Below are 26,411 nucleotides of genomic sequence, written 5' to 3'. Positions count from 1 at the left end.
CTGGCTTTACAAGCACCCTGTTGAGTTCTCAAAGAACAACCACACACCGACCAGAAGCCCCACCTCAGTGGAACCCCAACCGGGGCTTTTCGTTCTGCGTGCCCGCCGCTCTCGCGCTGGGCACTTTTACTACGTTACCTCACCGTCTTGGCTGTGTCAAACCGTGTGTCCCGGTCTGTCATGCTTCGTACGGTTCGGCACCGCCGTCACTCACCCAGCGGCGAACCGCTGTGTCAGGTCGTCGGATTTGGCAGGCCGGCCGCTGTGGTCTCCCACAGTCGCGTCCGGTTCCCTGCCGGTCGTGAACCTTACCCGGTCGGCTTCGCTGCACCAAATCCGCCTCGCGGCCGATCCGGCGAGCCCCGCCCGGTCCGTGTCTCGCAGGAGTGAACCCTACTCGACCCGGTTGCCAGCTCGTTTCGGGGGCCTCAGGACTTCCGTCCCGTTTGCCCCGTTCCGCGCTGGCAGAGAGAAAGTTACGCGTCTGCGGGTTTGATCGTCAAATCCGCGGGTAGCGGCGCCCGTCACACTTACGTCGTCGGCCGATCGCCCGGCCCCGACCGACGCCTTCTCGGCCCTCGTTTCGACGCTGTCACCAGGACGAACGTGGGTCAGGACGCCTGCTGCCGACGGGCGGCGAGCCAGGCCCGGATGCCGAGGACACCGACTGTCGTCCCGATCGCCAGGGACGCCACGATCAGCAGCGCGTGCACCCACAGGAAGCTGGTGGCGGGGCCGTCGCCGACGATGCCCGACGTCCAGGCCCGCGGGTCCTGCCAGATGGCGACCGCGAATCTCGGCCAGATCACCCAGGTCCAGACCCCGACCCCGACCAGGAAGACAGCCCACCCTCGCGACAGCACCATGGCAGCCGAGTATGCCAGCGCACCTGTCCACCTGGCCGTTCGCGGACAACACCCGCCACCGGGCCGGCTGGGAAGACGCGACCCGCTCAGCCTCATCGACCGTTTCCGACACCAGTGCGGTGGGCACTTCGAAACAGGACAGCCGAGGACCGTCCCCCGGAGGTGCCCCATGCAACCCTCGATCTTCAATCCCTGGGCCTGGCGTGACCCGTCCGCCCTGGCCGGCGGATACACCGAGACCACCCCGTCGGTCACCCCGCCGCAACGCCAGGGCGGTCGCCACGACGGTCCGGACGCTCCCGGCCCCGGCACGCCGGTTGACCTGGTCGGCTACCAGGTGCGGGCGAGTGACGGGCGAATCGGCACCATCGACGAGGCGAGCGACGAGGCGGATGCCGGGTACCTGGTGGTGGACACCGGCCCCTGGATCTTCGGTCAGAAGGTGCTGCTGCCTGCCGGCACGGTGGAGCGGGTGGATCACCAGGAACGCGTCGTGCACGTCGACCGGACCAAGGAGCAGATCAAGGACGCTCCGCCGTTCGACGCGGATCCGGCCGACCCGGAGTACCGGGAGCGCGTCGGCGCCTACTACGCCGACGGTCACCTTCCCCGCCCGGCGCCGCCCCACGGGTAATGTGAGGCCGTGGTCCGGACGGGCAATTGCACAGCGGAGGCGGTCGACGTGGTCGACGGCCTCCCGCTCGGTGCAGTGCCCGGGGTCCCGACCAGCTCCGGCGATGGCCGTGAGCAACTTCTGAACGTCCTCCGTGCCGGTGGTCTGCGGTTCCGCGCCGGCGCGCGATGGCGGACGGCTCGCTGAGCCGATCCCGCTGACCGAGGGGGCTGACCTGCCCCGCTCGGCGCGCGCCCACGCGTGACCCCACCAACGGAAACGAGAGGCATCACCATGTCCGTCGCACGAATGCTCACCGGCGACCGGCCGACCGGCCGCCTGCACCTCGGCCACTACGTCGGCAGCATCGCCAACCGGGTGCGGCTGCACCGGCGCTACGAGAGCTTCTTCATCATCGCCGACCTGCACATGCTCACCACCCGCAACCGCCGCGAGGACATCGACCAGGTCTCCGGCAACGCCCGGGAGATGGTGACGGACATCCTCGCCGCCGGTGTCGACCCGGAGCGGGCCATCTTCTATCTCCAGTCGGCGATCCCCGAGGTCGGCGACCTCAACACCCTGCTCCAGAACCTGGTGACGGTTCCCCGGTTGGAACGGGTGCCGTCGCTCAAGGACATGGCCCGCGATGCCGGCAAGGAGGAGATGCCGTACGGGTTGCTTGGTTACCCGGTGCTCCAGGCCGCGGACATCCTCTGTGTGAAGGGAGAGGTGGTTCCGGTCGGTCGGGACAACGCCGCGCACGTCGAGGTGACCCGGGAGATCGCGCGGCGGTTCAACCACCTCTACGGGCCGGTCTTCCCGGTGCCCGAGCTGATCGCGGCGGACACGCCGAGCCTGGTGGGCACCGACGGGGCGGCCAAGATGAGCAAGAGCCGAGGGAACACCATCGCTCTCTCCGACGATGCGGCGACGGTTCGTCGGAAGGTGCTCGGCATGTACACCGATCCGAACCGGGTGCGGGCCGACGTGCCGGGCACGGTGGAGGGCAACCCGGTCTTCGCGTACCACGAGGTTTTCAATCCGGACCGCGACGAGGTGGCCGACCTGGCCGTGCGTTACCGGGCCGGGCGCGTCGGTGATGTGGAGGTCAAGGAACGGCTGGTGGCCGCGCTTGAGGGGTTCCTGGCGCCGATCCGGGAGCGCCGGGCCGAGATCGAAGCGGACCGGGGGTTGGTGGACCGGCTGATCGTCGAGGGCACGGAACGGACCCGCCAGGAGGTACGCCAGACCTTGATCGAGGTACGTCGGGCGATGGGGCTGACCGGCGCGTACCAGCAGGTGCGGCGGCGGGCTGAGCGGAGCCGGCGGGGTCTCAGCGGATCCGGACGTCCGCCAGGTCCAGGGTGATCGGCGTCCAGGAGAGGTCCGGGGTGCGGTCCTCCTGGCGGATGTGGATCCGGCGTCGTGTCGGCACGACCAGCCCGTCGACCTCGGTCGCCCCGCTCACGTAGTGCGCGACCGGGGAGGAGCCGTTGACCACCGGCTGATAGTCCATGCGCCGCAGCAGCCCGCTGTCGTCGAAGTAGTACAGCTGGGTGTCGGTGTGGGTGTCCAGGCTCTCGGGGTACGTGACGCGCAGCCCGCGCCACGACTCGCCGCCCTCCGACCACGGCTCGATCTCGTGCGCCTCGACGCCCGGCCAGGTGAACAGGAACGGCTCGACGAGGTAGTGCCAGGTGGCGTAGCCACGGAAGTAGGCGGCCTGGGCGAGCGTCCACTGGCTCTCCTGGGTGTAGCCGGCAAAGCTGGCCCGAGGATTCGTCAGCTCGTCGATGAGGCTGCCGTCGGCTGCGGTGACGGTGACCCGATCGGTGTCGCGGTCGTACTCGGCGACCCGGCCGGTGCCCTCCTGGACGTGCCGAATCTGCTCCCGGTGCAGGTCGGCCTCGACCAGTTCGGTGCCGTCGAAGTCGGGCCTGCCCTTGAACGCCCAGAACGGGCCGCCGTAGGTGAGCCGGGTGGTGAGGGTCGACGCGGAATTCCAGCGATCGAGGCCGCCGTGCCGATCGATCACCTTGGCGAGCAGTGCATCCACTGGTTACTCCTAAGTTAGGACTAGACGGTACGACGTTAGCACTGTTCGGTGAACGCCGACTACGATGACGATGTGACTCAGCGGACTTACCAGGACGCCTGCGGGGCGGCACGCACGATGGACATCGTCGGCGAGCGCTGGGCTCTGTTGATTGTTCGAGAGCTGGTGTTCGGCCCGAAACGTTTCGGCGATCTGCGGGCCGGCCTGCCGAAAGCCAGCCAGAATGTGCTCAGCCAGCGCCTCCGGGAGCTGGAGCAGTCCGGCATCGTCCGGCGGGTGCAACTCGGGCCACCGGCGAGCGTGCACGCGTACGAGCTGACGGAACGCGGTAAGCAACTGGAGCCGACACTGATCGAGCTGTCGCGGTGGGGGGCCGGCCTGCCAGCGGAGCCGGACGCCGAGATGAGCACCGACGCGTTCATGCTGCTGCTCAAGGCCCTCTATCGATCACCGGCCGACACGCCGATGGCCGCTCGACTCCGGTTGCAGGTGGGCACCGACGCCTTCGAGGTGGGGGTGGCTCCGAGTGGGATCAGCGTGGCCCGCGGTCGGTCGGGCCAGGTCGATGTCACGGTCACCGGCACAGTGAGTGCGCTGCGGGACGTGATGTTCGGCGGCACGCCGCTGCGATCGGCGGTCTCGGCGGGCGACATCGAGGTGCACGGCGACATCGGCGCGGCCGAGCGGTTCTTCCTGCTCTTCGGAGCGGCGCCGGGCGAGTAGACCGGATGAGGCGGCGACCCATATGGCGCAGAATGCGAGGGTGAGGAGGATTCTCGACATTCATCCGGTGCCGGCGGGGGTGACCCACCGGACCACGATGTTCGAGATCTTCTTCGACCTGGTCTTCGTCTTCGCACTCACCCGGGTCATCACGTTCATGGCGGCGTCGCCGAGCGCGCTCACGCTGGCCCAGGGGCTACTCCTCCTGCTACTGCTGCTCTACTCCTGGTCGCCGTACATCTGGGTGGGAAACCTGGTCCGGCCGGACGTGGGCCCGGTCCGCGCCATCACCCTGGTCGCGATGGCAGCGATCTTCGTGGCCGCGCTGGTGTTGCCGGACGCGTGGCAGCAGACCCCGAAGCTGTTCGACGCGCCGCTCACGCTCGCCCTGGCCTACGTGGTCGGCCGGACCGTACAACTCGTGATTCTGTTCTGGGCGAGCGCGACGAACCCCGCACTGCGCTCGACGCTGCGGTTCTTCACCGTGCCGGTGGTGCTGGGCTGGGTCCCGCTGATCATCGGTGCCCTGCTGGGCGGTGGGGCCCAGACGGCGCTCTGGACCGTCGCGTTTCTGCTGAACATCGTCGGTGCCCGGATCGCGTCCACCTTCCGCCCGTGGCAACTACGCAGCGTGGACCACTTCAGCGAGCGGTTCGGCCTGGTGCTCATCATCGCGCTTGGTGAGTCCCTGATCTCTGCCGGCGCAGGTCCGAGGGCGATGGCGCCGGCCGGCTCCGCCCTGCTGGCCGCACTGCTCGGCCTCACCAGCACGGTGTGCCTGTGGTGGCTCTACTTCGATCGGCTGGCGGCCGCCGCGCGCGAGGCCGTCAGCAACGTGCCGGGTGAGCGCCGGGCCAGCGTGGCCGGCGACGCGTACGGCCTCGCGCACTCCACGCTGATCATCGGTGCCATCTACGTCGCGCTCGGCATCGAGGAGGTGATCGCCCAGCTCACCGAAGGGCCGGCGCATCCCGGCCGGCTGGGCTGGGAGGCCGCGACCGCGCTCTACGGCGGCAGCGCCCTCTACCTGCTCAGCAGGTTGGTCTTCCGTCGGCTGACCGTTCGCGCGGTGTACCCGGGGCAGGTCGTCGCCGCGCTGCTGCCGCTGGCCCTGCTGCCGATCGGTCGATCCCTGCCCCCGCTGGCGGCGCTCACCCTGCTGACCGCCTTCCTGATCGGGGTGACCTGGTTCGAGCGACGAATGGACCGACGTGACCCGCGACAGGTGGACCGACGTGACCCGGCGTCGTGAACTCCCGGCCCGAAAAAACCTGACCGGCCGTGTCGATATCCCGGGGCCTCGACCGTCGTCATGCTGTACGGCGACACGCCGCACCGAGAGGAGCCGAGACGTGAAATACATGCTGCTGTTCATGAGCCCCATGGTCGACGGGGAGGCCGTCGACAACGGGTGCAGCTTCGAGGACTGGATCCGCTACGACCGGGAGATGAAGGACGCCGGGGTCTGGGTCTCCGGGCATCCCTTGCAGGACCTGACCACCTGCACGACGGTGCAGGTCGGCCCGGACGGCGAGCGCACGATCACCGACGGGCCGTTCGCCGAGACCCGCGAACTGCTCGGCGGGTACGACATCATCGACGTGCCGGACCTCGACGCCGCGCTGGACTGGGCGGCACGCAGCCCCGGGGCGGTCGGCACCGGATCGGTCCAGGTCCGTCCGATCGCCGAGATCGACATACCGGTCTGACCGTGCCGGATGAGGGGGCAGCCGTCGGGTCGTCGGTGGAGGCGGTGTTCCGGGAGGAACGCGGCCGGCTGCTCGCCTCGCTGGTGCGCCGCTTCGGCGACCTCGACCTGGCCGAGGAGGTCGCGTCCGAGGCCATCGAGGCGGCGCTGACCCACTGGCCGACCGACGGCGTCCCGAGCCGACCGGGCGCCTGGCTGCTCACCACGGCGCGGCGTCGAGCCGTGGACCGGCTGCGTCGCGACCGGGTGCTGGCGACGCGGCTCGCCCTCCTCCGGGCGGAGGCCGAGCGGGCCGACCACGCCCCGCCCGCCGACGCGAACCGGGACCTGCCCGACGACCGTCTGGCGCTCTTCTTCACCTGTGCGCACCCGGCCCTGGCCGCGCAGGATCGCGGCGCACTCACCCTGCGGTTCCTCGCCGGCCTCACCACCACCGAGGTCGCGCGGGCCTTCCTGGTACCGCCCGCCACCATGGCCCAGCGACTCGTCCGGGCCAAACGGAAGATCCGCGACGCACGCATCCCGTTCCGGGTGCCGGGCCCCGACGAGCTGCCCGGTCGTCTGCCCACGGTGCTCCAGGCCGTGTACTCCGTCTTCACCGAGGGGTACGCGGCCAGCTCCGGCCCGGACCTGCAACGGATCGACCTGGCCGAGGAGGCCATCCGGCTGGGCCGGATCCTGCGCCGGCTACTCCCGGCCGAGCGGGAGGTCGCCGGGCTGCTCGGCCTGATGCTGCTGGTCCACGCCCGACGCGCCGCGCGTACCGGACCGGACGGCGAAATGGTCCTCCTCGACGACCAGGATCGGGGACGGTGGGACCGTCCGATGATCGACGAGGGGCGCGGCCTGGTGGTGGTCGCCTTGACCGGCCGAGCCCCCGGCCCGTACGGGGTGCAGGCCGCCATCGCCGCGCTGCACGACGAGGCCGCCGACGTGGCAGGTACCGACTGGCCGCAGGTGGTGGCGCTCTACGACGTGCTGCTCGGCCTGGTGCCCTCGCCTGTCGTCGCGCTGAACCGGGCTGCTGCGGTGGCCATGCGGGACGGGCCGGAGGCGGGGCTCGCCCTGCTCGACGAGTTGGCCGACGACCCGCGGCTGCGCGGCCACCATCCCTATCCGGCGGCGCGGGCCGACCTGCTGCGCCGGCTTGGCCGGTACGACGAGGCCGCTGCCGCGTACCGCAGCGCGTTGACGCTTGTCGGCACCGAGCCGGAGCGCGCTCACCTGCTCAGCCAACTGAAAGCCGTCACGACCGAGTGAGCTGTACCCTTCCCCGGATGAGTCTGCCTCTGCCTCCCGGGCCGTTCGCCGCGTACCTGTTCGACTGCGACGGCACGATCGTCGACTCGATGCCGCTGCACTACCTGGCCTGGCAGCGGGCCCTGCACGAGTGGGGCTGCGAGTTCCCGGAGGACCTCTTCTACGCCTGGGGTGGACGGCCGACCGCCGACATCATCGTCGCGTTGAACGAGCAGCAGGGTCTGTCGATGCCGGTGGCGACAGTCGTCGAACGGCGGGAGAGCTACTACGAGGAGCTGCTGCCGCAGCTCGCCGCCGTACCCGAGGTGGTGGCGCACATCCACGACGCCCACCGGCGGGTCCCGTTCGCCGTCGTCTCCGGCAGCACCCGCGCCTCGGTCACCGCCTCCCTCGACGCGCTCGGGCTGCTGGACCGGTTCGACGTGCTGGTGTGCGCCGAGGACTACACCCGGGCCAAGCCCGACCCGGAGGCGTTCCTGCTCGCGGCGGAGCACCTCGGCGTACCCCCGGGGTCGTGCCTGGTCTTCGAGGACACCGACCTGGGCATCCAGGCCGCGACCGCGGCCGGCATGGCATCGGTACGCGTGCCGCAGCAGCGCACGCCGCGTTGAGGTCTCAGGCCACCGTCAGCAGCAGCTTGCCCTGGTAGGAGGTTTCCAGGCGTTGGTGTGCCTCCCGCACCTTGCCCAGCGGGAACTTCTCCGCGACGTGCACCACGAACGGCCCGGCTTCGATGAGCTCGTTGAGGCGTTGCAACTGTCGGGGGCTCGATTCGCCGTCGTAGGCCCGGACCACCACACCCGACCGTTCCTGCGGCTCCGGCTGCACCCCGTGGGGGAACGCGACCACACCGCCGTCGGTGAGCGCCTCGGTGAGACGGTCCAACGTCTTGCCGCCCGCCATCGCCAGGATGGCGTCCACCCCAGCCGGTGCCGCGTCCCGGATCCGGGCGAGCACCTCGGTCATGTCGCCGTGGCCCTCGATGGACACGTCGGCGCCGAGTCGGGTCACCAGCGCGACGCCGTCCGCCCCGGACGCCACGGCGATCACGTTCAGGCCCTGCCGCTTGGCCAACTGCACGGCCAGGTGGCCCTGGCCGCCGCTCGCCCCGAAGATCAACAACCAGGCGCCGGCCGACAGGCTGACGGTGTCGAGCCCGGCGAGCGCGGTCAGCGCGTCGGTGGGCATGGCCCCGGCGTGCTCGGCCGGTACGCCGTCGGGCACCTTCGCCGCGTACTCCGCCTTGACCGCGGCGTACTCGGCGTAGAAGCCTCCCTTGGGGCGGGTGGTGGCGGAGACGTAGACCAGGTCGCCGACCCCGACGTTCGACACCTTGCTGCCGGCGGCGATGACGGTGCCGGCACCATCGGAGCCGGGCACGATCGGGAGAGCGGAGCCCTCCGGCACCAGCACACCCTGCCGCTCGTACACGTCCCACACCCCCACGCCGGCGCTCCAGACCTTGATCAGCACCTCGTCGTCGGCGATCTGCGGGATCGGCAGCTTCCGCAGGGTGATCACCTCCGGCCCACCGAACTCGTCCAGGGCCGCGGCCTGCATCCGCTCTGGCACATCTCCGTCAACCATGTGGATTCCCCCTCTGTGCCGGCGTCACCGTCGCAGCATGCCGGCTCGAGGACAGGCGTGGTCCGGAGCTGAGTGCCGTTCACCCACAAGGGCGACCGCCCATGCCCGGCGGGCCTCGGCGGGCGTAGCCGGGGCGGGCACGGGAATGTCGGCGTACCGCGCCGGGGGCGTCGCGCCGGCCGCACGACCGACGGAAGGGGCACCGTGCACGCTCCGTCGACGCGGGCCACGGCCTGGCTGCTCGTGGCGTTGGCCGCGGCCTCCGGCTGCATCGACGTGATCTGCCTGACCAGGCTGAACGGGTACTTCGCGAGCGTGGTCACCGGCAACCTGGTGCACTTCGGCCACGCGCTCGCCACGGCGGACACCCGCTCGCTCGCGGGCGCGGTGGTGGCGGTCGGTGGTTACGCCGTGGGGGTGGCCGCCGCCACGGTGCCGTTGCGCCACGTCCCGCCCGGGTGGAACGGCCGTACCGCGGTGGTGACGTCCGCCGAGGCGGTGCTCCTGCTCGGATTCACGGTGGGCTGGTGGGTCTGCGCGGCACGTCCCGGGTACGGCTTCGGGCTCGTGCTGCTGGGGACGGCCGCCGTGGCGAGCGGCATCCAGAGCGTGATCACCGTTGGCGCCGGCGTGCCGGGCGCGTCGACCACCTATCTGACCGGCTCGCTGACCGAGCTGGTCCGGCGTCGCATCGTCGACCCGCACCGGTTCGCCGACGTCGGTGGCGTCGGCCGGCTGGCGGGGCTGGTGGTCGGCGCAGCGCTCGGCACTGTGGTGCTGCGCACGGCCCCGACCTGGGCGTCGGCGCTGGCGGCGGTGCTGGTGATCGCGGTGCTCGTGGTCGCTGTCGGCCTGACCCGCCGTGCCGTCGCCACCGGTGGGAGGAGCGGGCGGTGAGGCAGTTCCCCTGCGGTGCGGTGGCGGCAGCCTGCCGCTGGCCGGCGGCACCCCGGCGCGATCAGGAGGTCTGCGGCTCCTGACCACGCAGCGCCTGCGCGACGGCGTCGCGTACGCGGGCGTCCTCACGCACCTTGCGCTGCGTCCGGTTGCGACGCCGGTACAGGTACGCCCCGACGGCTGCGGCGACAAGCACGACGAGCACCAGCACCAACATCCACGGCAGCGCCCAGCCGTGCGCGGTGACCTGGACCGGCTTGAGCGAGGTGGTGGAGCCGGAGGCGTCGGTGAGCAGCGGCGTGAGGGTCACTGTCGCGGCAAGCGAGACGGCGGGAGCGACCCCGGCGATGGGCACGCTCACGTCCCAGCTCTCACCCGGCAGCAGCTCCGGTGGCGCGGCGATGTCCTTCGCCCGGACCCGCAGTACGCCGAACGGCCCCGAGACCGATACCGCCTGCTGCCCGGAGAGCGCGGCGTTGCCGACGTTGTGGATCTTGTAGGTGACGGTGGCGTCGCCCTTGCTGAACGGGTTGGCCGAGCCGCCGTACGTCACGTGCAGGCCTTCGATCGCGAGGTTCGGCTTCAGCTCGCCGCCGACCCGCAGCTTGATCCGGATGCCCAGGCGCCTGTCGACGTTTATGCCTTCGGCCTGATCGGCCTGGGTGAGCGTGGTGAGGATCCCGCCAACGTAGTCACCGGGCGTGGCATTGCCCGGGACGCTGATCGTGAAGGGGACCTGCGCGGTCTTCCCGGGCTGGACCACGACGCTGCCGGCCTTCGGCTTCGCCCAGGCGCCGATCGCGACGGACTTCTTGTCCCTGGTGAGCAGGTCGAGCTGGCCCGCGTCGGTCGTGAAGCCGTCGGCGGCGTACACGGACAGGGTCAGTGGCGCCGGGCCGCGGTTGGCCACCACCATGGCGTCATCGACGGCGCCACCCGGGTTGACGTTGTAGCTGTAACTGGACCGAGCCTCGCCGTAGCCGTTGGAGGCCGTGCGGACCGTCCAGGCGACGTTGCCGTCCGCCGCCACGGCGGGGCCGGCGACGACGCCGACGGTCGCGGCGGCGGCGAGCAGGGACAGCGCGGTGGTACGAGCAAGCTTCTTCCAGCGCGTTACGGACGGGTGCATGTCGGATCCTTGGGGTGATCTTGGGAGGAGTGCAAATGGGTGGCGGGGCGGGCCCCCGAAGGTGCCCACCCCGCCCGATCGAACTGTGCGACTAGCTGCTCAGCGCGGTGATCGTGAGCGTGGTGCGGTAGCTACCCTTCGCGATGCTGTCCGGGATCTTCAGATCCAGGTCGGCACCGAGGCGAGCGCCGCCCCGCGCGTGACCCTGCGCGGCAGCGGCGAGCGCGCTGGAGACCGAGAGGCCCTTGCCCTGGTCGTCGAGGGACGACAGGACCGGAGCGCCGGCCTCGGCGCCCGCGCCGCCGTCGAGCACGTACGGGGTCCAGCCCAGGTAGGAGCCGGAGAACTTCTTGTCGGCGTCGGAGAAGTCGCCGACGTTGGCCGAGATCGACCACGGGGCGAGCGAACGGCGGCTGTCCGACACGAGGATCGGGTTGATCTTGCCGGCCGCCTCGAAGAAGGTGCCGTCGCGCTCCTGGGCGGTGCCCAGGTCGACAAGGCCGTTGTAGCCGTCGATCGTCCAGCCGAACTCACCCGGAGCCGGGTTCGGCACGTTCACCTGGATGGCCTGACCGTCACCGTGGTACGGGTGCACAGTGACCTTGTCGACGATCGAGCCGACCGGCTGACCCTCCGGGGTGTTGACGCAGGAGAGGCCCTTCTCGACCGCCGCGTTCGGCGCCGCGCAGGTGCCGCTGCGGACGTTGGCCAGGACCAGCTTGTCGCCGCGCACCTGCACCTTCACGTAGCTGCGGACGTGCTCCTGGTTCTGCACCGAGTTGTACCAGTACTTGCCCGGGTCCAGCGGGTCCGGGCCGTTGCCGCGGATGCCGGTGCCGGTGTCGTCCGGCTTCTTGATGTCGTAGTACTTCGAGCCGGAGGCCGAGTTCGCCGTCACGTAGATGACGCCACCCGGGCCGGGGTAGACCTCGGGCGCGCCCGGCTTCTCAGCCGGGTTCTCCTTCTGGCCGTTCTTGATCGAGTAGCTACGGGAGTAGCTGTGGTCGTGACCCTGGAGCACCATGTCGACGCCGAGGTTGGAGAACGCCGTGGTGAAGTCCTCCCGACGCTGCTTGTTGTCGGTGTCGGTCGCGTGGCTGGCGGGCGAGTAGATGGAGTGGTGGTAGACCAGCACCTTCCACTTGGCCTCGGAGCCGTGCTTGTTGATCACGTCGGTGACGTACGCGACGTGCGCGGCGTCGCCGCCGGCGGAGCCGTCCGCCGGGTTGGCGTAGCTGTTGCTGTTCAGGTCGATGAACAGCACATCCTTGTGGATGAACCAGTAGTCGCCGCCGGACCGGGTCGCCTGGTCGCCGTTGTAGTACTGCGCCGAGCGGTCGGTGTTCGGGGTGAAGTGGTGCTGCTCGTAGGACTTGCCGCCGACATCGTGGTTACCGATGGTGGCCACGAGCGGGTACTGGCGCAGCGTGTCGGGGGCCAGGAACGAGGTCCACTGACCCTCGTCGTTGGCGCTCTCCACGTGGTCACCGGCGGAGACCAGCAGCTCGGCGTTCGGGTTGGCCCCGGTGGCGACCTTCAGGGTCTCCTCCCAGCCGGCCTGGTCCTTCAGCCGGTCACCGGAGGAGCCGATCTGCGGGTCACCGAAGAACAGGAAGTCGTAGTCGCCCTCGAAGTCCTGGGTCTTGAAGGCGTACGCCGGGGACCAGTCACCCTCGGCGCCGACCCGGTACGAGTACGCCGTGTTCTCACGCAGGTTGCTGATCGTGGCGTGCCGGTTGAAGCCGGTGGTGGAGGTGTTCGCCGCGCCAACGGCGTCGAAGCTGAGGGCGCTGGCCGGAAACTCGCCGTTGACGATCTCGGCGGTCGGGGCGAGCTGGATCTTCTGCGCGGTGTCCGTGGAGGAGTACCAGCTCACGATCCGCTGGGTCTCGTTGGCGCCGACGCCGAGGATCACGCCGGTGATCGTGGTGGACTCGGCCGCGCTGGCAGTGGCCGTGAGGCCGCTACCGAGGGCCGCGCCCATTCCCAGGAAGCCGGCTGCGACCCCGGCGACCACGCGCCGCCGCACAAGCCCGGGGGCCCGTGTCGAGGTGCTCAATGTCATCGACATTGTTCCCTTTTCAAATAGAGAAATGGATGGTGACTTCACCCGACGCTGGGGAAGCAAATCCACGGTTTCGCCGCCTCATGAACCGACCATGAACGTGATCTTGCGAAAACCTGCACTTCGCGAACTACTTAGCCTTACTCAGGACCCGGAAACGCGCTGGACAAACCAGATGAGCCCCATGACGGACACGGCTGCGGAAACAACACCGGTCGCCCAGACACCCGCTTTCGGCGCACGGCGCCGCAGGACGAGCAGCAGCGGGAAGACCACCGCGATAATCGTCAACTGAACGACCTCGATGCCGATGTTGAACACCAGCAGCGACCACAGCAGGGTCCACGACCACGCCTCGTCGATGCCCAACGCGCCCGCGAAGCCCAGGCCGTGCACGAGGCCGAAGCAGAACACCACCCCGAGCCGGACCCAGCCGGCCCGATCCAGGCTGAAGTGACCGTGCCCCGCCGTTTCCAGGTCCGTCGCGTGCTCGCCGCGCCGCCAGATCCCCCACAGGTGCCAGCCGGCCACGACGGCGATCGACAACGCGATGACCGGCTCCACGACCGCCCCCGGCACCTCGACCAGACCGAGTGCCGCGAGCATGAACGTCACCGAGTGCGCCAGGGTGAAGCTGGTGGCCGCGAGCACGATCTCCCGCAGGCGCCGCGATCCGGCGATGAGCGCCAGCAGGAACAGGATGTGGTCGATCCCGGACAGCAGATGCTCGGCGCCCAGCAGGAAGAACTCTCCGAACCGCTCGTACCATGCCTGCCCGGTCGAAAAGGTGGGGTTGGCGGTGTCAAGCGCCGCACTGCCCGAACGGCCGTCGATCTCGTAGGTGACGATCGTCTTGGTGCCCTTGACGTAGCCCTCGCCGTCCGGGAACAGCGCGCTGCGCACCTCGTGCTCGTCGACCCGCTCGGGGCAGGTCCAGTCGAGCAGCAGATTCGCGTACGGCACGCCCTCGCGCGCGCCGATCGTCGCGTCGCCCACCTGGGTCGGCCGACAGGCCGCGTCCCGCGCGGTCACCGAGAACCGGTCGGAGACATACCTGAGGACCGTCGACGAGTGGCTCTTCAGTGCCGCGGCCTGGGCGTCGCCGTCGCCCGCGTCGAACGCGGCGGTGCCCGCCTGGAAGAGCGGATCATCGTCACCCGAATCCGCGGCGGACACGACGAGAAGGTCGTATTCGAGGTCCATCGCCGTACGGATGTGACCCTCGTCTCCGGCCGTTATTTTCGCGTACACGGTCGACGAAAAGCCGTGCGCGGACGCCGTTCCGGCACCCAAAAACGGAAGCACCACTGCGGCAATCCCGACAGCGGTGACGATAACGGTACGGCGGACGCGCCCCAACATACGACTCCCTCGGTCGGCCAGTGCACGTTGCATGGCGCGGGTGAACACCAGCCCGCGCGCCGACGAACCGCCGGAAAACAAAGAGCCCGAACGATCGTCCGCGGATAAACGGCGCAGGGAATTGAGATAGGAATACGAGGCTGCCGCCACCACTCGAAAGGACGACCGCCTTGCGCCCCCCGCTTCGGGCCGTTGCCATGCTGGCCGCGACCGCCGCGCTGGTCACCGCTTGCAACTCCGGCGACGACTGGTCCCAGCCGCACCCCGCGCCCAGCGCCGTCGGGACGCTCGGCCCCGGATTCGTCGACCCCTCCACCACCCCCGCTCCGGAGGCGACGATCACGCCGCGACCCGGCTCGTGGGCCGGGGTCCACCCGCCGAAGGACTACCGGGTCGTCCTGCTCACCGCCGGCACCGACGACCCGACCCGGGCTCTCGTGACGGCCGTGCGGGAATGGGCCGACGACGAGCACGCGGATCTCCGGACGGTCGTCGTCGGCGACGCCCACGATGCCGTTCCCAGCATCGCCAAGGCCATGGAGATGAACCCGGATCTCATCGTCAGCGCCGGCGGCGACCTCATCGATCCGCTCGCCCTGGTCACCCCGAACCACCTGGACGAGAAGTTCCTCGTGGTGGGCGCCGAACTCGCGGAGCCCACCCACAACGTCACATCTGTCGACTGGGAAGGCGCGTCGTTCCGCGGGGAAGGGCTCGGCATGTCCTCGACGTACGACCCGAAGTCGTTCACCGCCGAGCGCTGCGCGGCAGCCATCCGGGCGGGTGTGGCGGCGGTCCTCAACGACCTGACCGGGATCGTGGTCTGGCTCTGACGGCGGAGGGTCGGGGCTGTCCGCCCCAGGGTTCGGCGGGGCCCGGTGCGGGGTGTGCGACTCCGCACCGGGCACCTGTGGGTCAGGGGGTCGAGCAGGTGGGTGTCATCCCCGCACCGCTGCCGGTGCCCTGGTAGCCGAATTCGGTTGACTGCCCAGCAGCGACGGAGCCGTTGTAGGCGACGTTCGTGAACCGGACCGTGCCGGTGTCGGCGCTGCGGTTGGCACTCCAGATGCTGGTGATGCCGGCACCCGACGGGAGCGTCATGGTGACGGTCCAGCCGTTGACCGGCGTGGCGCCGGCGGTCACCCGCACCGTGGCGACGAAGCCGCCCGCCCACTGGTTGACCGACACCGTCGCCGCACAACCACCATTCGTCGGGGGAGGCGTCGTCGGAGGCGGGGTCGTCGGAGGCGGCGTGGTCGGAGGCGGCGTCGTCGGAGGCGGCGTCGTCGGAGGCGGGGTCGTCGGGCCGTCTGCCAGGACCGGGGTCGGCCAGTCCCGCCAGTCGGCCAACCGGCCGAGCGCCCTGCTGGAAATCCGGATCACACCCGGCTCGTTGCCCGTCTTCGACAGGAACTTCCGGATGTTGTTCTGGAGCGGGGTACGCCAATCCGGGCGGTTGGCGCAGTGGGTGCCGTCCTGCACGTCGGACCAGTAGCTGATGTTGTCGCCGGCGCCGAGCGCCCGGTAGACCTCCGCGCCAGCCAGGGCCGCCACGCTCGCCGACCGGGGACCCAGATTGGCGATGTGCGGGTTGTCCATGATGAACAACCCGCGTGGCGCGACCATGGCGACCATTTCATGGGTGTCCACCGGGAGCCGGTTGGGGTTGCCGGTGAAGGAGCCGAACGCGTCACCCAACCACGGCTGCTCACCGTAGGCGCTACTCAGACTCTGGGCGCCCTCCCCGGGTATGCCACGGAAGATGGGTACGCCCGCACTGCCCGACTCGATCGGCATGGTCAGGGCGATGCGCTGGTCGAACGCACCGATCGCGAAGGCTCCCTTGCCGTAGCGCGAGCAGCCGGTGACGCCCATCGCGTCGGGCTTGAGGATCGTGCTGCCGGACTGCTCGATCACGTCGATGATCCGGCTCACGCCCCAACTCCAGGCGGCGAGCAGCCCGGTGCTGCTCGACGAACCGTAGATGCTGTAGAACGCGCCCTGCTTGTTGTTGCGGGGTGTGCCCTCGCGGCCGACGGCCAGCGGGTCGTAGCTGATGACGGCAGCACCGGCGGCCTTGATGGTGGCCGTGTCCGCGCCGAAACCGCCCACCACCACGACCGCCGGGAACGGGCCGGTGCCGCTCGGCAGCTCGACCCGCGCCGAGAAGCTGGAACTCCGGCCGCTCTGCGACACGTTCACAGTGATCGTGGTGTTCGAGACCGTTCCCGTGACGGTGGCCGGCTTGGCCGGCTTCTCGCCGAAGACGAACTTCTCCGCCAACTCCCTGATCTCCGCCCGGCGACAGCGCCAGTCGGACCTGGTGGTGATTGTCGCGCCGTTCAGCTTCTGGAAGGGATTGGGGAGCTTGGCGTTGGTGGGCAGCGAATTCAGGTCGGGCAGGCCGGACACCACGCAGTCGGCGCCCTCGTCCTCCACCGTCGCGGCGGCCAGGACGCCGGGGGCGGCCTGCGCGACGGTCGTTCTTGCTACGACGGATGCGGATCCGACGACCGCGAGCGCTGCGACGGCCAGCGCGACGACAGTGGACCGGATCCCTGAACGGCCCGAGTGGATGGTCACCAGGGCTCTCCTTCCGAGGGTGGTGGTGGGAAGGGACGAGAGGTGATCGATGATCACGAATGCCAGCCACGTCAAGTCTGCGCACGGCCATCGTTGCGCGTCAATTGATTTCCGAAACTTTCGGCAGCTCATCGGGGGTTCGACAGCCACCCGCGGCGCGGCTCCGCACGACCGTGCCGCCGGAGGTTCGAGCCCACACACCGGCCCCGCAGCAGCGACAGGCCCCGACTATCGGAAACCTTTCGACGATGGCGCTCAATCATCGGGCACCGTCGTGGACGTGCTTTGAAAGCCGTCCGGATGACCGCCGCCCGGCTCAAAACAGGACCACAGCCGCCGTACCCGCATGGGATCCTCTGTGCGCGGGTGGCCCTTGGCCCTCGTTTCATCATGGGGAGAATCAAACGTGCGTATACCTTCGCGTGCTCGTCGCCGGATGACGGCGGTGATCGCGGCATCGGCGCTCGCCTCCGCGGCGGTGGTGGGCCTCGCGGCCAGTCCGGCCGCCGCGGCCCTGTCGGCGCCGACCGCCCTCCAGACCGCCGGGCAGCCCTGCGCCGCTACCGCGCCGGGGCCGTACCTGAGCCCGGTCAGACTCAACGACGCCAACGCCGTGGTGCTCAAGGGCGCCCTCTCCGGCGCGGACGAGGGCGCCGAGTTGCAGGCCGACTTCCAGGTCTGGGACATCACCCACCCGGAGCAGCCGCAACAGTGGCTCACCGGCCTGGCCCCGAGCAACGACGAGGTCTACATCCAACTCGAGGACGATTCGCGGCAGCTCGACGGCGTCACGTACGCCTGGCGGGTTCGCGTTCTCGACGGTGCCACGGCGACGTCGTGGAGCGGCACGTGCTACTTCACGGTCGACCGCACCGGCGGCCCGGCGCCGACAGTCGCCTCCGCCGTGTACCCGCCCGGCGACTGGGACAACGCCAACGGCGCGATCGGCGTCCCCGGCACGTTCACGCTGACCCCGGCCAGCGCGGACACCGTCCGCTACGAGTACCAGTTCTACGAGAGCGAGCTGAGCGAGCAGACCCCTCCGGCCACCGTGGACGCCGACCGGCTCGGCGGTCCGGCGACTGTCGAGTCGACGCCTCACGTGGCGGGTTACCACTCTGTCTCGGTCTATGCGATCGACCGGGCCGGCAACTACTCCGAGCCGGCACACTACGTGTACTACGTCAAGGAGACCCGTCCGTCGATTTTCTCTTCCGCGTACCCGGAGGGAACGCCGAACCTGGACTACAACATCGGAGTCGCCGGCGCGTTCGAGTTGCGCTCCAGCGTCGCCAACACGGCGTCGTTGGTGTGGCGGATCGACGGGGGTGGCCCGTCGGGGACGGTGCCGGTGGCGGCCGACGGGACGGCGACGGCGATGATCGCGCCAACCCGCGCCGGCCAGCAGACCCTCTACGTCCACAGCGTCACCCGCGACGGCACGGCGCACGCCCCCCGCGCCTACCAGTTCACGGTCGACGACGGCCCGAAGCTCACCGGTGACGTCGACCGGGGTGTCACGATCGGCTCGTCGCTCAACTTCCACCTCGCCCCCCGGTCGCCGCAGGTGCAGGCCTACGTCTACTGGGTCGAACATGGCGGGCTGTTCCCACCGCCGATCGAGAAGATCACCATTCCGGCGCGGGCGGACGGCACCGCCGACCTCACCTGGGTCGCCAAGGAGACAAGCGTCAACGGTCTGCGAATCCAGAGCCGAAGCGCCGACGGCACCCTGTCGGTGCCTCGCTGGAACTACATCTCGGTCGACGGAGCGTCGCCGACGGTGACCCGCACCGGCGGCACCGACGTGGGCACGCCGGCCACCTTCACGGCCCGCACCGTGATGGCGAACGTCACCGAGTACGTGGCGACACTGAACGCCGACGAGGCCACCAAGCAGGTCGTCCGGCCAGCCGCCGACGGCAGCGCCACCTTCACCTACACGCCGACCAAGGGCGGCTACACCTACGTGAAGGTCTTCGCCCGTAACGCCGACGGGGTGCAGACCGACGAGGGCGGCACGTCCTGGTCCGTGCTGGACGGACCTCGGGTCACCTCGACCGATTTCCCGACGACCGGCACGGGCCGGCTGGCTCCGGGCACCTTCAGCCTCACGCCGCGCCTGCCGGGCACGACCGCCTACGAGTATTCGGTCAACTTCGGGTCCTACACCACGCTCGCCGCCCGGGCCGACGGCACCGCGACACTGGCCTGGACCCCTGAGGATGTCGGCCGGTATTACCTGACCGTTCGCAGCGTCACGGCCAGCGGCACCCGCTCCGGAGGCACGCAGTACAGCTTCGAGGTCGAGTCGGCGACGGTCTCGTCGGTGGCGCCGGCCGTCGTGCCGCCGGGCGCCGTTCGGCTGATCACCGTCAGCGGCACCGGGATGAATCCGAAGGACCGCGTCCAGGTGACCCCTGCTGGTGCGGAGCCGTTGACCGCCACGGTGAAGTCGGTCTCGTCGGACGGCACGTCCATGACCGTCGAGGTGAACCTCAGCTCCGCGCCGGCCGGCACGGCAAGCCTGACGCTGTACGCGTACGACTCCGGCAAGGCTGTGGTTCTGGATGACGCCTTCACCATCAATCCGCCCCTGGCGATCCGGGCGGTCAACCCGCCGACGATCACCGGAGCGGCAGTGATCGGCGGCACCGTCACCGCGGCACCGGGCGCGTGGACGCCCACCACGACGACCTACCGGTACCAGTGGTCAGCCGACGGCGTCCCGATCAGGGGCGCGACCGGTGCGACGTTCCAGATCTCCGAGGCGCTGCTCTGGAAGCGGCTCACCGTGGCCGTGACGGCCAGCCGGGACGGCTACGCCGAAGCGTCCGCCGTGTCGGCCGCCACGACGGCTGTCGTCCGGGGCAGTGAGGAGCGGCCTCCGCCGCGCCCGCCGATCGGCCGTCCGGGCTCGCCGTGGTCGGATCCGCGCCCGGCAGCCGGCTGAGCAGAGGGCGCATCACCAACAGTTCGCGGTTCAGCGTGGGGCAGGCCCACGATCCTCGAACTCGTACGTGGTGGTGAGGCCCTCGGGCAGGTCGGGGACCAGGGCGTTGGTGCCGTCGACCACCTGGACGTAGCGCTTCCCCTGAAAGATCGAGTAACTGCCGTCGGCGACCTGCTCGATCCGGAAGCGCTGCGTCGAGGCGGTCGCATCGCACGTCCGCCCGCGTACGCTGCCCGGCGCGGCGTCGTGCACGACGGTCATGCAGACCTGGTCGGCGCGGGGCGGGGCGGCCAGGACGATCTGGAACCTGTCACCGTCGGGGCGCAGCACCCACAGCGCCCGGTCGTCGCTGGCCCGGTCGGTGCTGGCCCGCACCTGATCGCCGCCGTCGTCGATCGCCAACGCGGCCCCACCCATGCCGGGCAGCACGATCCGGACCTGACGTCGGCCACCGAGGATGTCCTGCGGTCCAGCCGCTGCGGTCTCGGAGGGCACGACCGGGGACGACGGCACAGTGCTCGCCGGGCCGGCACCCAGGTCCGGCGTTCCGCCCGGTGCCGTCAGGACGGCGACACCCGCCGTGCCGGCCAGGAGGGCCAGCCCCGCGGCGGCAACAGTCATCCGGCGTCGCCGACGCTTGTCGCCGCGCTGCCGCAACGTCTGCGCGGGGGGAAGCGTGGTGACCCGCCGGACCTCGTCGACGATCGCGGTGAGTTCGTCGCGCGGATCAGCCATGGGACGTCTCCTCCTGGTGCGCATCGGTAAGCAACCCGGCCATCGCTCTCCGACCACGGGCGAGGTACGTCTTCACGGTCCCGACGGGGGCCTGCATCTCGGCCGCCACCTCGGCGACGCTGAGATCGTTCAGGTGGTGCAGCACGACGGCCCGGCGCTCGTTGGCGCTCAGCCGCTGCAACGCCTGGAGCAGGGCGACGTGGTCCTCGTTCAGTCCGGGAACGCCCTGGTCGACGGCGGCCCGGCGATGCGCGCGTACCCGGTTGAACGTCTTGCGCCAACTGCTGACCGCGATCCTGGACGCGACACGACGGACCCATGCCTCCGGGCTGTCCGCCTCCCGTACCGTCCGCCAGCGCTGCCAGGCCCGCATGAACGCCTCGGCGACGGCATCCTCCGCCTCGGCCCGGTTGCCGGTGAGCGCGTACACGTGACCCACGACCCGGCCCGCACAGGCCGCGTAGAGGGCGTCGAACTCCTCGGCATCACGCATCCGACCGGTGCCCTCCCTGCCGCGTCCGCTGGTCACCGCGCATGCAACAGGTTCGGGTGAATCGGACACGTCGGCGCGGGGCAGGATTGTGGCGACCGTCACAGCACAGTGATCAACCTAACGTGCCGGCCAGGCGTCATCGTGCCGTCCCGGGAGACGCCCGTGGCGGAGAGGACGATGTGCGACGACGGCAACGACGCGCGCTGACAGCCGGCGTACTCGCGACCGCGCTGGTGGCGGCGGGCCTGACGGCCACCCCGGCGAACGCGCGGGTGAAGCCGGGGGCCAGTGTCGACGGCAGACCCGGCACCTTCACGCTGATCACCGGCGACGAGGTCTCGCTCGACGCGGACGGTCACCCGACGATCAAGCGCGGGCCGGGTCGGGCCGGCATGCGGTTCGTGACCAGCCGCGAGGGCGGCCACCAGTTCGTCATCCCGGTGGACGCGATGCCGCTGCTGCGCGATGGGCGCCTCGACCGCCGGTTGTTCGACCTCACGGTGCTCGGCGGGTTCGGCTACGACGACCGGGCCGCCGAGCTGCCGCTGCTCGTCGCGTACCCGGAGAACTCGGCTGCGCAGGCGCGGGCCGCGACCGTCGGGGGTGCCGCACGGGTGCGGGCCGACCTGCCTGCCACCCACGCGTTGGCCGTGCGGGCGAAACCGGACGACCGGGTCACGCTCTGGGGATCGCTCACCCGTGGGACGGCCGCCGCGCGCACCCTCGCCGCCGGGGTCACCCACATCTGGCTGGACGGCAAGCGCAAGGTCTCCCTCGATCGCAGCGTGCCGCAGATCGGCGCGCCGACGGCCTGGCAGGCCGGCTTCGACGGCACCGGCGTCACTGTCGGCGTGCTGGACACCGGGATCGACGCCAGCCACCCCGACTTCGCCGGGCACCTCACCGAGGTCCGGGACTTCACCGGGGGCGACGACCCCGGCGACGCGGTCGGCCACGGCACCCACGTGGCGTCGACGATCGTGGGTAGCGGCGCTGCCTCTGGCGGAAAGTATCGCGGTGTGGCACCAGGGGCGAAGCTGCTCGTCGGCAAGGTCTGCGCCACCACCGAATGCCAGGACTCGGACATCATCACCGGCATGCAGTGGCTCGCGCCGCAGGCTCGGGTGGTCAACCTGAGCGTGGGTGGCGACGACGCTCCCGGCCTCGACCCGCTGGAGACCGCGGTTCAGGAGCTGAGCCACCAGTACGGCACGCTCTTCGTGGTCGCGGCCGGCAACGAGGGCAAGCCGAAGTCGGTCTCCTCGCCGGCCTCGGCCGACGACGCCCTCGCCGTCGCCGCCGTCGACGCCGATGACCTGCGGGCGTACTTCTCCAGCCGGGGCCCGCGCATCGGCGACAACCACATCAAGCCGGAGATCAGCGCGCCCGGCGTCGACATCGTCGCCGCCGCCCCCGGCGGTGACTACGCCACCATGTCGGGCACGTCGATGGCCACTCCGCACGTGGCCGGCACTGCCGCGATCCTCGCCGGGCAGCACCCGGACTGGACCGGCGCGCAGCTCAAGGCCGCCCTGATGGACTCCGCAAAGCCGACCGGCGAGGACACCCTCTACGAGCAGGGCGCCGGCCGGGTCGACATCGCCCGTGCGGTCGCCCAGCCGGTCGCCGCCGACGTCGCCGCCATCGACTTCCCGGTCCAGCGCTGGCCGCACGCCGACGACACCCCGTTCACCCAGGTCGTCGGCTACCGCAACACGGGTGCCGCCCCGGTAACCCTGACGCTTGGCATCGCCCCGGCCCCGGCCGGGATGCTCACCGTCAGCCCGACGACGCTCGTGGTGCCGGCCGGTGGTCGCGCCGAGGCGACGATCACCGTGGACACCCGCGTGGACGCTCCGGACGGCGTCTACCAGGGCGCGCTTACCGCGACCGGTGCCGGGGACCTGCGGGTACGCACGCCGTTCGCACTCAACCGCGAGATCGAGAGCTACGACGTACGGCTTCCCCACACCGGACGCGACGGCCGACCGGCGACCGAGTACACGACCGTGGCGGCGAGCCTGTCCACCGGCGAGTTCAGCACCCTCGACGGGGCACCGGGCGGCGGCACCCTGCGGCTACCCAAGGGCCGGTACGCGCTCTACAGCACCATCCACGAGGGCGACGCGTCGACGCTGCTCGTCCAGCCCGTGCTTGACGTACGCGGCCCGGTCACCGAGGCCGTCGACGCCCGCACCGCCAAGCCGGTCGCGCTGACGCTGCCTCAGCGTGACGCCGCACCCGTCGGGATCAACGTGAGCGCGAACTGGGACGACGGCTTCCGCTACCCGGGTGTCCAGCTCAGCGGGGTGTCGTTCGAGGACGTCTTCTTCGGCCGGATCGGGCCCGCCGTCGCCGCGCCCGAGTTCACCGCGACGCTTGGTGTCGGGCTCGCCCGCCCCGGCGCGGACGGGACCTTCCGGAACAGCCCCTACACGTACGACCTGGCGTACGTCCGCCCCGGCGACATGTTCACCGGCCTGGACAGGAAGCTGTCGGCGAAGAACCTCGCCACCGTCAGGACGACCTACCGGAGCCAGTCCACGGCCGCGACCGCCGTCCGGTTCCACCGCGCGTCGGCGCCCGGCGGGTCCGGCCCGATCGGTTCGCGCACGCCGCTCGACCTGCCGTTCAACGGCACGGAGTACTACAACACCGACGGCGGCATCACCTGGACGTCCACGTTCGTCGAGGGCGACAACTCAAGCACGCAGGACTCCACCTTCCAGCCCGGCCGGACGTACACCCAGACCTGGAACGCGGCACCCTTCGGCCCCACCGTGGCCCAGGCGCCCAGCCTGGCACCCCTGGGGTACGCGGGCCGCGACGGCGACACCATCTCGATCGCGGCGCTGCCGTTGTTCGGTGACGCGACCGGTCGCCCCGCGACCCGCGACGACCGGCCTGTGCAGTTGCGGCTGTTCCGCGACGGCACGGAGATCGGCAGCTCGGACAGCCCGTGGGCGGAGTTCGCCGTGCCTGCCGGCAAGGCCAGCTACCGGCTGGAGGCGACAATCACCCGCGCCGCGCCGGACACGCTGTCGACAGCGGTCTCGGTGGCGTGGACCTTCACCTCGGCGCACACGACGTCGCCACAGCGTCTGCCGCTGACGACGGCCCGACCGACGCCAGTGCTCGACGACACGAACACGGCCCGGACGGGCAGGGTCATGGCCATCCCGGTGGCGCTGGACCGGCAGGCGGGCTCGGCGGCGGCGGCCAACCGGACGCTCGGTGTCTCCGCGTCGTTCGACGACGGCAGAACGTGGATCGCGTTGCCGGTGCTGCGGGGTGTCGCTCTCATCGCTCATCCCCGCCGGCCCGGCTTCGTGTCGCTGCGGGTGACAGCGACGGACACCGCCGGCAACACGGTCACGCAGACGATCCAGCGGGCCTACCGGATCGCCTGACGGGCGCGCCCCGAGTGCGAGGTGGACGGTCGCTTGCCGACCGCCGTCCCGCGCTCGGGGCGTCCTCGGCCTCTCAGGCGGTGAGGGCACCGTCGATGGCGATGGACGCGCCGCTGATGAAGGTGGCCTCGTCGCTGATGAGGAAAGCGGTGAGCGCGGCGACCTCGTCGGGGGTGCCGGCCCGTCCGGTCGGTTGCACCGACAGGTAGCGCTCGGCCACCTCCGGGGCCTGACTGACGACGCCCTGCCAGAGCGGGGTGTCGATCAGGCCGGTGACCAGGGCGTTGACCCGCACACCGGAGCGGGCGACGTCGAGCGCCGCCGAGCGGGTCAGGCCGATGACACCGTGCTTCGACGCGTTGTAGGCGGCCTGCGTCGCGTCGCCCTTGACGCCGGAGACGGAGGCGTTGTTGACGATCGAGCCACCGCCGGAGGCGATGATCGCCGGGATCTCGTACTTGAGGCCGTAGAAGACACTCGTCAGGTTGAGGGCGAGCGACCGCTGCCAGTTGTCGCTGTCGGTCTCGCGGACACTTGCCATCGGGCCGCCGCCGGCGTTGTTGAACGCGCCGTCGAGCCGCCCGAACTCCGACACCGCGGTCTCGACGAGCCGCGCCATCTCCTCCTCGACCGTCACGTCGGTCGGCACGAACAGGGCGCTGCCGCCCGCGTTCCGGATCTGCGCGGCCACCTCCTCGCCCCGGTCCCTGTCCCGGGCGCCGATGACGACGCGTGCGCCTTCCGTGGCCGCCCGCTGCGCGAACGCCAGGCCCATGCCCTGCGTACCGCCGGTCACGACAAGCACCTTCGAATCCAACCGTCCAGACATCTCGTCTCACCTTCACTCGACAGTCATGCCGCTGCGCGGCGGGGCTGAAGATCCACGGAGTGGCACCGGAGGTGTCTGGCCTCGTCGACCGGTCCACAGGGCTTCACGAGGCGGAACGCTAGCCTTTTCTGGAACGATCGACAAAGTAACTGCGCTCACATCAGTCGAAGCCAGGCGGGGTTTAACGGAATTTGAAGGTCATACCACCGCGCTACGGGCTGTCAGCTTCGTTATATTCTGTGATGGACGTTCCACAACACTGTAGCGCATCTGGTCTAGGCGGTCCCGGTGGACGCCGGCGCTCCGAAGCACGTCCCGGCGGAGGGCCGCCCGAGCGGCACACCGGTGCCCGTGCACTGATCGTGCGGCTCGGCGCATGGTGGTGACCGAGGACACGGTGCACAGACACCTCGGAGAGAGTGAAATCAGAAGCGTGAGCAGAAAAGGCGCCAGCGAGTGACGTTGTGAGGTCCACCCTTTCCGACCGCGATCCGGGTTCCTCCGGTGCTGGCCCAGCCGCCGCAGCGGACGAACCGAACCGGGCTACGACCGCTCACCGGCAGCGATGGGCAGTGGAAACGATGGCTGTCGCACCGGACGATCAGGTGTTGGAGATCGGGTGCGGTCGGGGTGCGGCCATTTCCCTGGTCGCCAGCCGACTCACCACCGGCCGGATCGTCGCCATCGACCGCTCCGCGACGATGGTGCGGCTCGCGACCCAACGGAACCTGAGCCACATCAGCGCCGGCAGAGCCGAGATTCGATGTGCCGGGTTCGAGTCGGCCAACCTACCCGCCGACCGCTTCACCAGGATCTTCGCGGTGAACGTCAGCCTCTTCTGGTTGGGCGACGCGGCGCAGCAGATCGCCCGGATGCGAAGCCTGCTGGCACCGGGCGGGCGACTCCACGTGTTCGGCGAGCGACCCACTGCCGCACACGCCACCGCGAACCTCACAGCGACCCGACTGCTTCTCGAATCCCACGGTTTCGCCACGACCACATCGAGCGCCACTCGTGGTCAGCGCCAGGTGCTCACCTGCGTCACCGGCACAGCGCTCGAATGAGGCTGGGCTGATCGCGGTGCTCCTGGCACCGCTCGGCGTCCACACGATTCGGGCGGGCTCGGCGTTCGCCGAGCC

Annotated in this window: 22 protein-coding genes; 12 read left to right on the top strand and 10 right to left on the bottom strand. The window is 70.3% G+C overall.

Annotated elements, in window-relative coordinates:
• Positions 1–611: 611 nt before the first annotated feature.
• Positions 612–866 carry a hypothetical protein gene (locus AB0F61_RS33235; RefSeq protein WP_357818068.1) on the bottom strand — a complete coding sequence of 85 codons (255 nt, stop codon included), beginning with the start codon at positions 864–866 and terminating at the stop codon, positions 612–614.
• A gap of 169 nt (positions 867–1,035) precedes the next feature.
• On the opposite strand from AB0F61_RS33235, the gene AB0F61_RS33230 reads away from it, so the two are divergent.
• Together AB0F61_RS33230 and trpS are read left to right on the top strand one after the other, a co-directional pair.
• Positions 1,036–1,500, top strand: a complete 465-nt coding sequence (locus AB0F61_RS33230) for a PRC-barrel domain-containing protein (protein WP_357818066.1) — start codon at positions 1,036–1,038, stop codon at positions 1,498–1,500.
• A gap of 273 nt (positions 1,501–1,773) precedes the next feature.
• Positions 1,774–2,850, top strand: a complete 1,077-nt coding sequence (gene trpS / locus AB0F61_RS33225; protein WP_357818063.1) for a tryptophan--tRNA ligase — start codon at positions 1,774–1,776, stop codon at positions 2,848–2,850.
• On the opposite strand, the gene AB0F61_RS33220 is transcribed toward trpS, so the two are convergent.
• A complete protein-coding gene (locus tag AB0F61_RS33220; protein ID WP_357818061.1) occupies positions 2,816–3,538 on the bottom strand; it encodes a hypothetical protein in 723 nt (240 codons plus the stop codon). The two genes, trpS and AB0F61_RS33220, sit on opposite strands and share 35 nt — an antisense overlap.
• A gap of 72 nt (positions 3,539–3,610) precedes the next feature.
• Between AB0F61_RS33220 and AB0F61_RS33215 the strand changes: the two genes are divergently transcribed.
• From AB0F61_RS33215 to AB0F61_RS33195, 5 genes are all read left to right on the top strand, one after another.
• The gene (locus AB0F61_RS33215) at positions 3,611–4,261 is read left to right on the top strand and encodes a winged helix-turn-helix transcriptional regulator (protein WP_357818059.1); all 651 of its coding nucleotides are present in this window, start codon (positions 3,611–3,613) and stop codon (positions 4,259–4,261) included.
• 40 nt (positions 4,262–4,301) lie between these two features.
• Positions 4,302–5,513, top strand: a complete 1,212-nt coding sequence (locus AB0F61_RS33210; protein WP_357818057.1) for a low temperature requirement protein A — start codon at positions 4,302–4,304, stop codon at positions 5,511–5,513.
• Positions 5,514–5,622: 109 nt separating this feature from the next.
• A complete protein-coding gene (locus AB0F61_RS33205) occupies positions 5,623–5,970 on the top strand; it encodes a YciI family protein (protein WP_357818070.1) in 348 nt (115 codons plus the stop codon).
• A 2-nt stretch (positions 5,971–5,972) separates the two neighbouring features.
• Complete coding sequence (locus AB0F61_RS33200) at positions 5,973–7,229, top strand: RNA polymerase sigma factor (RefSeq protein WP_357818054.1); 1,257 nt, start codon at positions 5,973–5,975, stop codon at positions 7,227–7,229.
• A 17-nt stretch (positions 7,230–7,246) separates the two neighbouring features.
• Positions 7,247–7,840: an HAD family phosphatase gene (locus AB0F61_RS33195; RefSeq protein WP_357818051.1), complete on the top strand. Its 594-nt coding sequence runs from the start codon at positions 7,247–7,249 to the stop codon at positions 7,838–7,840.
• 4 nt (positions 7,841–7,844) lie between these two features.
• Here AB0F61_RS33195 and AB0F61_RS33190 read toward each other — a convergent pair whose 3' ends face one another.
• Complete coding sequence (locus AB0F61_RS33190; RefSeq protein ID WP_357818048.1) at positions 7,845–8,816, bottom strand: NADP-dependent oxidoreductase; 972 nt, start codon at positions 8,814–8,816, stop codon at positions 7,845–7,847.
• A gap of 204 nt (positions 8,817–9,020) precedes the next feature.
• Here AB0F61_RS33190 and AB0F61_RS33185 point away from each other — a divergent pair, with 204 nt between their 5' ends.
• Positions 9,021–9,713, top strand: coding sequence for a YoaK family protein (locus tag AB0F61_RS33185; RefSeq protein ID WP_357818046.1), 693 nt, complete (start codon positions 9,021–9,023; stop codon positions 9,711–9,713).
• A gap of 61 nt (positions 9,714–9,774) precedes the next feature.
• Here AB0F61_RS33185 and AB0F61_RS33180 read toward each other — a convergent pair whose 3' ends face one another.
• The 3 genes from AB0F61_RS33180 to AB0F61_RS33170 form a co-directional block, all read right to left on the bottom strand.
• Positions 9,775–10,842: a DUF916 domain-containing protein gene (locus AB0F61_RS33180; protein WP_357818043.1), complete on the bottom strand. Its 1,068-nt coding sequence runs from the start codon at positions 10,840–10,842 to the stop codon at positions 9,775–9,777.
• Between the two features lie 91 nt (positions 10,843–10,933).
• The gene (locus AB0F61_RS33175; RefSeq protein WP_357818040.1) at positions 10,934–12,907 is read right to left on the bottom strand and encodes a metallophosphoesterase family protein; all 1,974 of its coding nucleotides are present in this window, start codon (positions 12,905–12,907) and stop codon (positions 10,934–10,936) included.
• A 144-nt stretch (positions 12,908–13,051) separates the two neighbouring features.
• Positions 13,052–14,419, bottom strand: coding sequence for a HupE/UreJ family protein (locus AB0F61_RS33170; RefSeq protein ID WP_357818037.1), 1,368 nt, complete (start codon positions 14,417–14,419; stop codon positions 13,052–13,054).
• A gap of 20 nt (positions 14,420–14,439) precedes the next feature.
• Between AB0F61_RS33170 and AB0F61_RS33165 the strand changes: the two genes are divergently transcribed.
• Positions 14,440–15,102, top strand: a complete 663-nt coding sequence (locus AB0F61_RS33165) for a hypothetical protein (protein ID WP_357818034.1) — start codon at positions 14,440–14,442, stop codon at positions 15,100–15,102.
• A gap of 82 nt (positions 15,103–15,184) precedes the next feature.
• On the opposite strand, the gene AB0F61_RS33160 is transcribed toward AB0F61_RS33165, so the two are convergent.
• Positions 15,185–16,852 carry a cellulose binding domain-containing protein gene (locus AB0F61_RS33160; protein WP_357818031.1) on the bottom strand — a complete coding sequence of 556 codons (1,668 nt, stop codon included), beginning with the start codon at positions 16,850–16,852 and terminating at the stop codon, positions 15,185–15,187.
• Positions 16,853–17,288: 436 nt separating this feature from the next.
• Here AB0F61_RS33160 and AB0F61_RS33155 point away from each other — a divergent pair, with 436 nt between their 5' ends.
• Positions 17,289–19,805 (top strand): hypothetical protein, encoded by a 2,517-nt coding sequence (locus tag AB0F61_RS33155; RefSeq protein WP_357818028.1) that lies wholly within the window; start codon positions 17,289–17,291, stop codon positions 19,803–19,805.
• 30 nt (positions 19,806–19,835) lie between these two features.
• Here the strand turns inward: AB0F61_RS33155 and AB0F61_RS33150 are convergent, their stop codons facing one another.
• Together AB0F61_RS33150 and AB0F61_RS33145 are read right to left on the bottom strand one after the other, a co-directional pair.
• A complete protein-coding gene (locus tag AB0F61_RS33150; protein WP_357818026.1) occupies positions 19,836–20,540 on the bottom strand; it encodes an RICIN domain-containing protein in 705 nt (234 codons plus the stop codon).
• Positions 20,533–21,033, bottom strand: a complete 501-nt coding sequence (locus AB0F61_RS33145) for a sigma-70 family RNA polymerase sigma factor (RefSeq protein ID WP_357818023.1) — start codon at positions 21,031–21,033, stop codon at positions 20,533–20,535. Before AB0F61_RS33145 ends, AB0F61_RS33150 begins: the two co-directional genes overlap by 8 nt.
• 179 nt (positions 21,034–21,212) lie before the next feature.
• On the opposite strand from AB0F61_RS33145, the gene AB0F61_RS33140 reads away from it, so the two are divergent.
• On the top strand, positions 21,213–24,443 hold the full coding sequence (locus AB0F61_RS33140) for a S8 family serine peptidase (RefSeq protein ID WP_357818020.1): 3,231 nt from the start codon (positions 21,213–21,215) through the stop codon (positions 24,441–24,443).
• A 73-nt stretch (positions 24,444–24,516) separates the two neighbouring features.
• On the opposite strand, the gene AB0F61_RS33135 is transcribed toward AB0F61_RS33140, so the two are convergent.
• Complete coding sequence (locus AB0F61_RS33135) at positions 24,517–25,272, bottom strand: SDR family NAD(P)-dependent oxidoreductase (protein ID WP_357818017.1); 756 nt, start codon at positions 25,270–25,272, stop codon at positions 24,517–24,519.
• Positions 25,273–25,736: 464 nt separating this feature from the next.
• Between AB0F61_RS33135 and AB0F61_RS33130 the strand changes: the two genes are divergently transcribed.
• A complete protein-coding gene (locus tag AB0F61_RS33130) occupies positions 25,737–26,336 on the top strand; it encodes a class I SAM-dependent methyltransferase (protein WP_357818013.1) in 600 nt (199 codons plus the stop codon).
• The last annotated feature ends 75 nt before the right edge of the window (positions 26,337–26,411 follow it).

It is taken from the genome of Micromonospora sp. NPDC023888, assembly GCF_040639415.1.
Classification (GTDB): domain Bacteria; phylum Actinomycetota; class Actinomycetes; order Mycobacteriales; family Micromonosporaceae; genus Micromonospora.
Note: the sequence above shows the minus strand (reverse complement) of the source record. Positions and strands in the feature narration are given on the sequence as shown.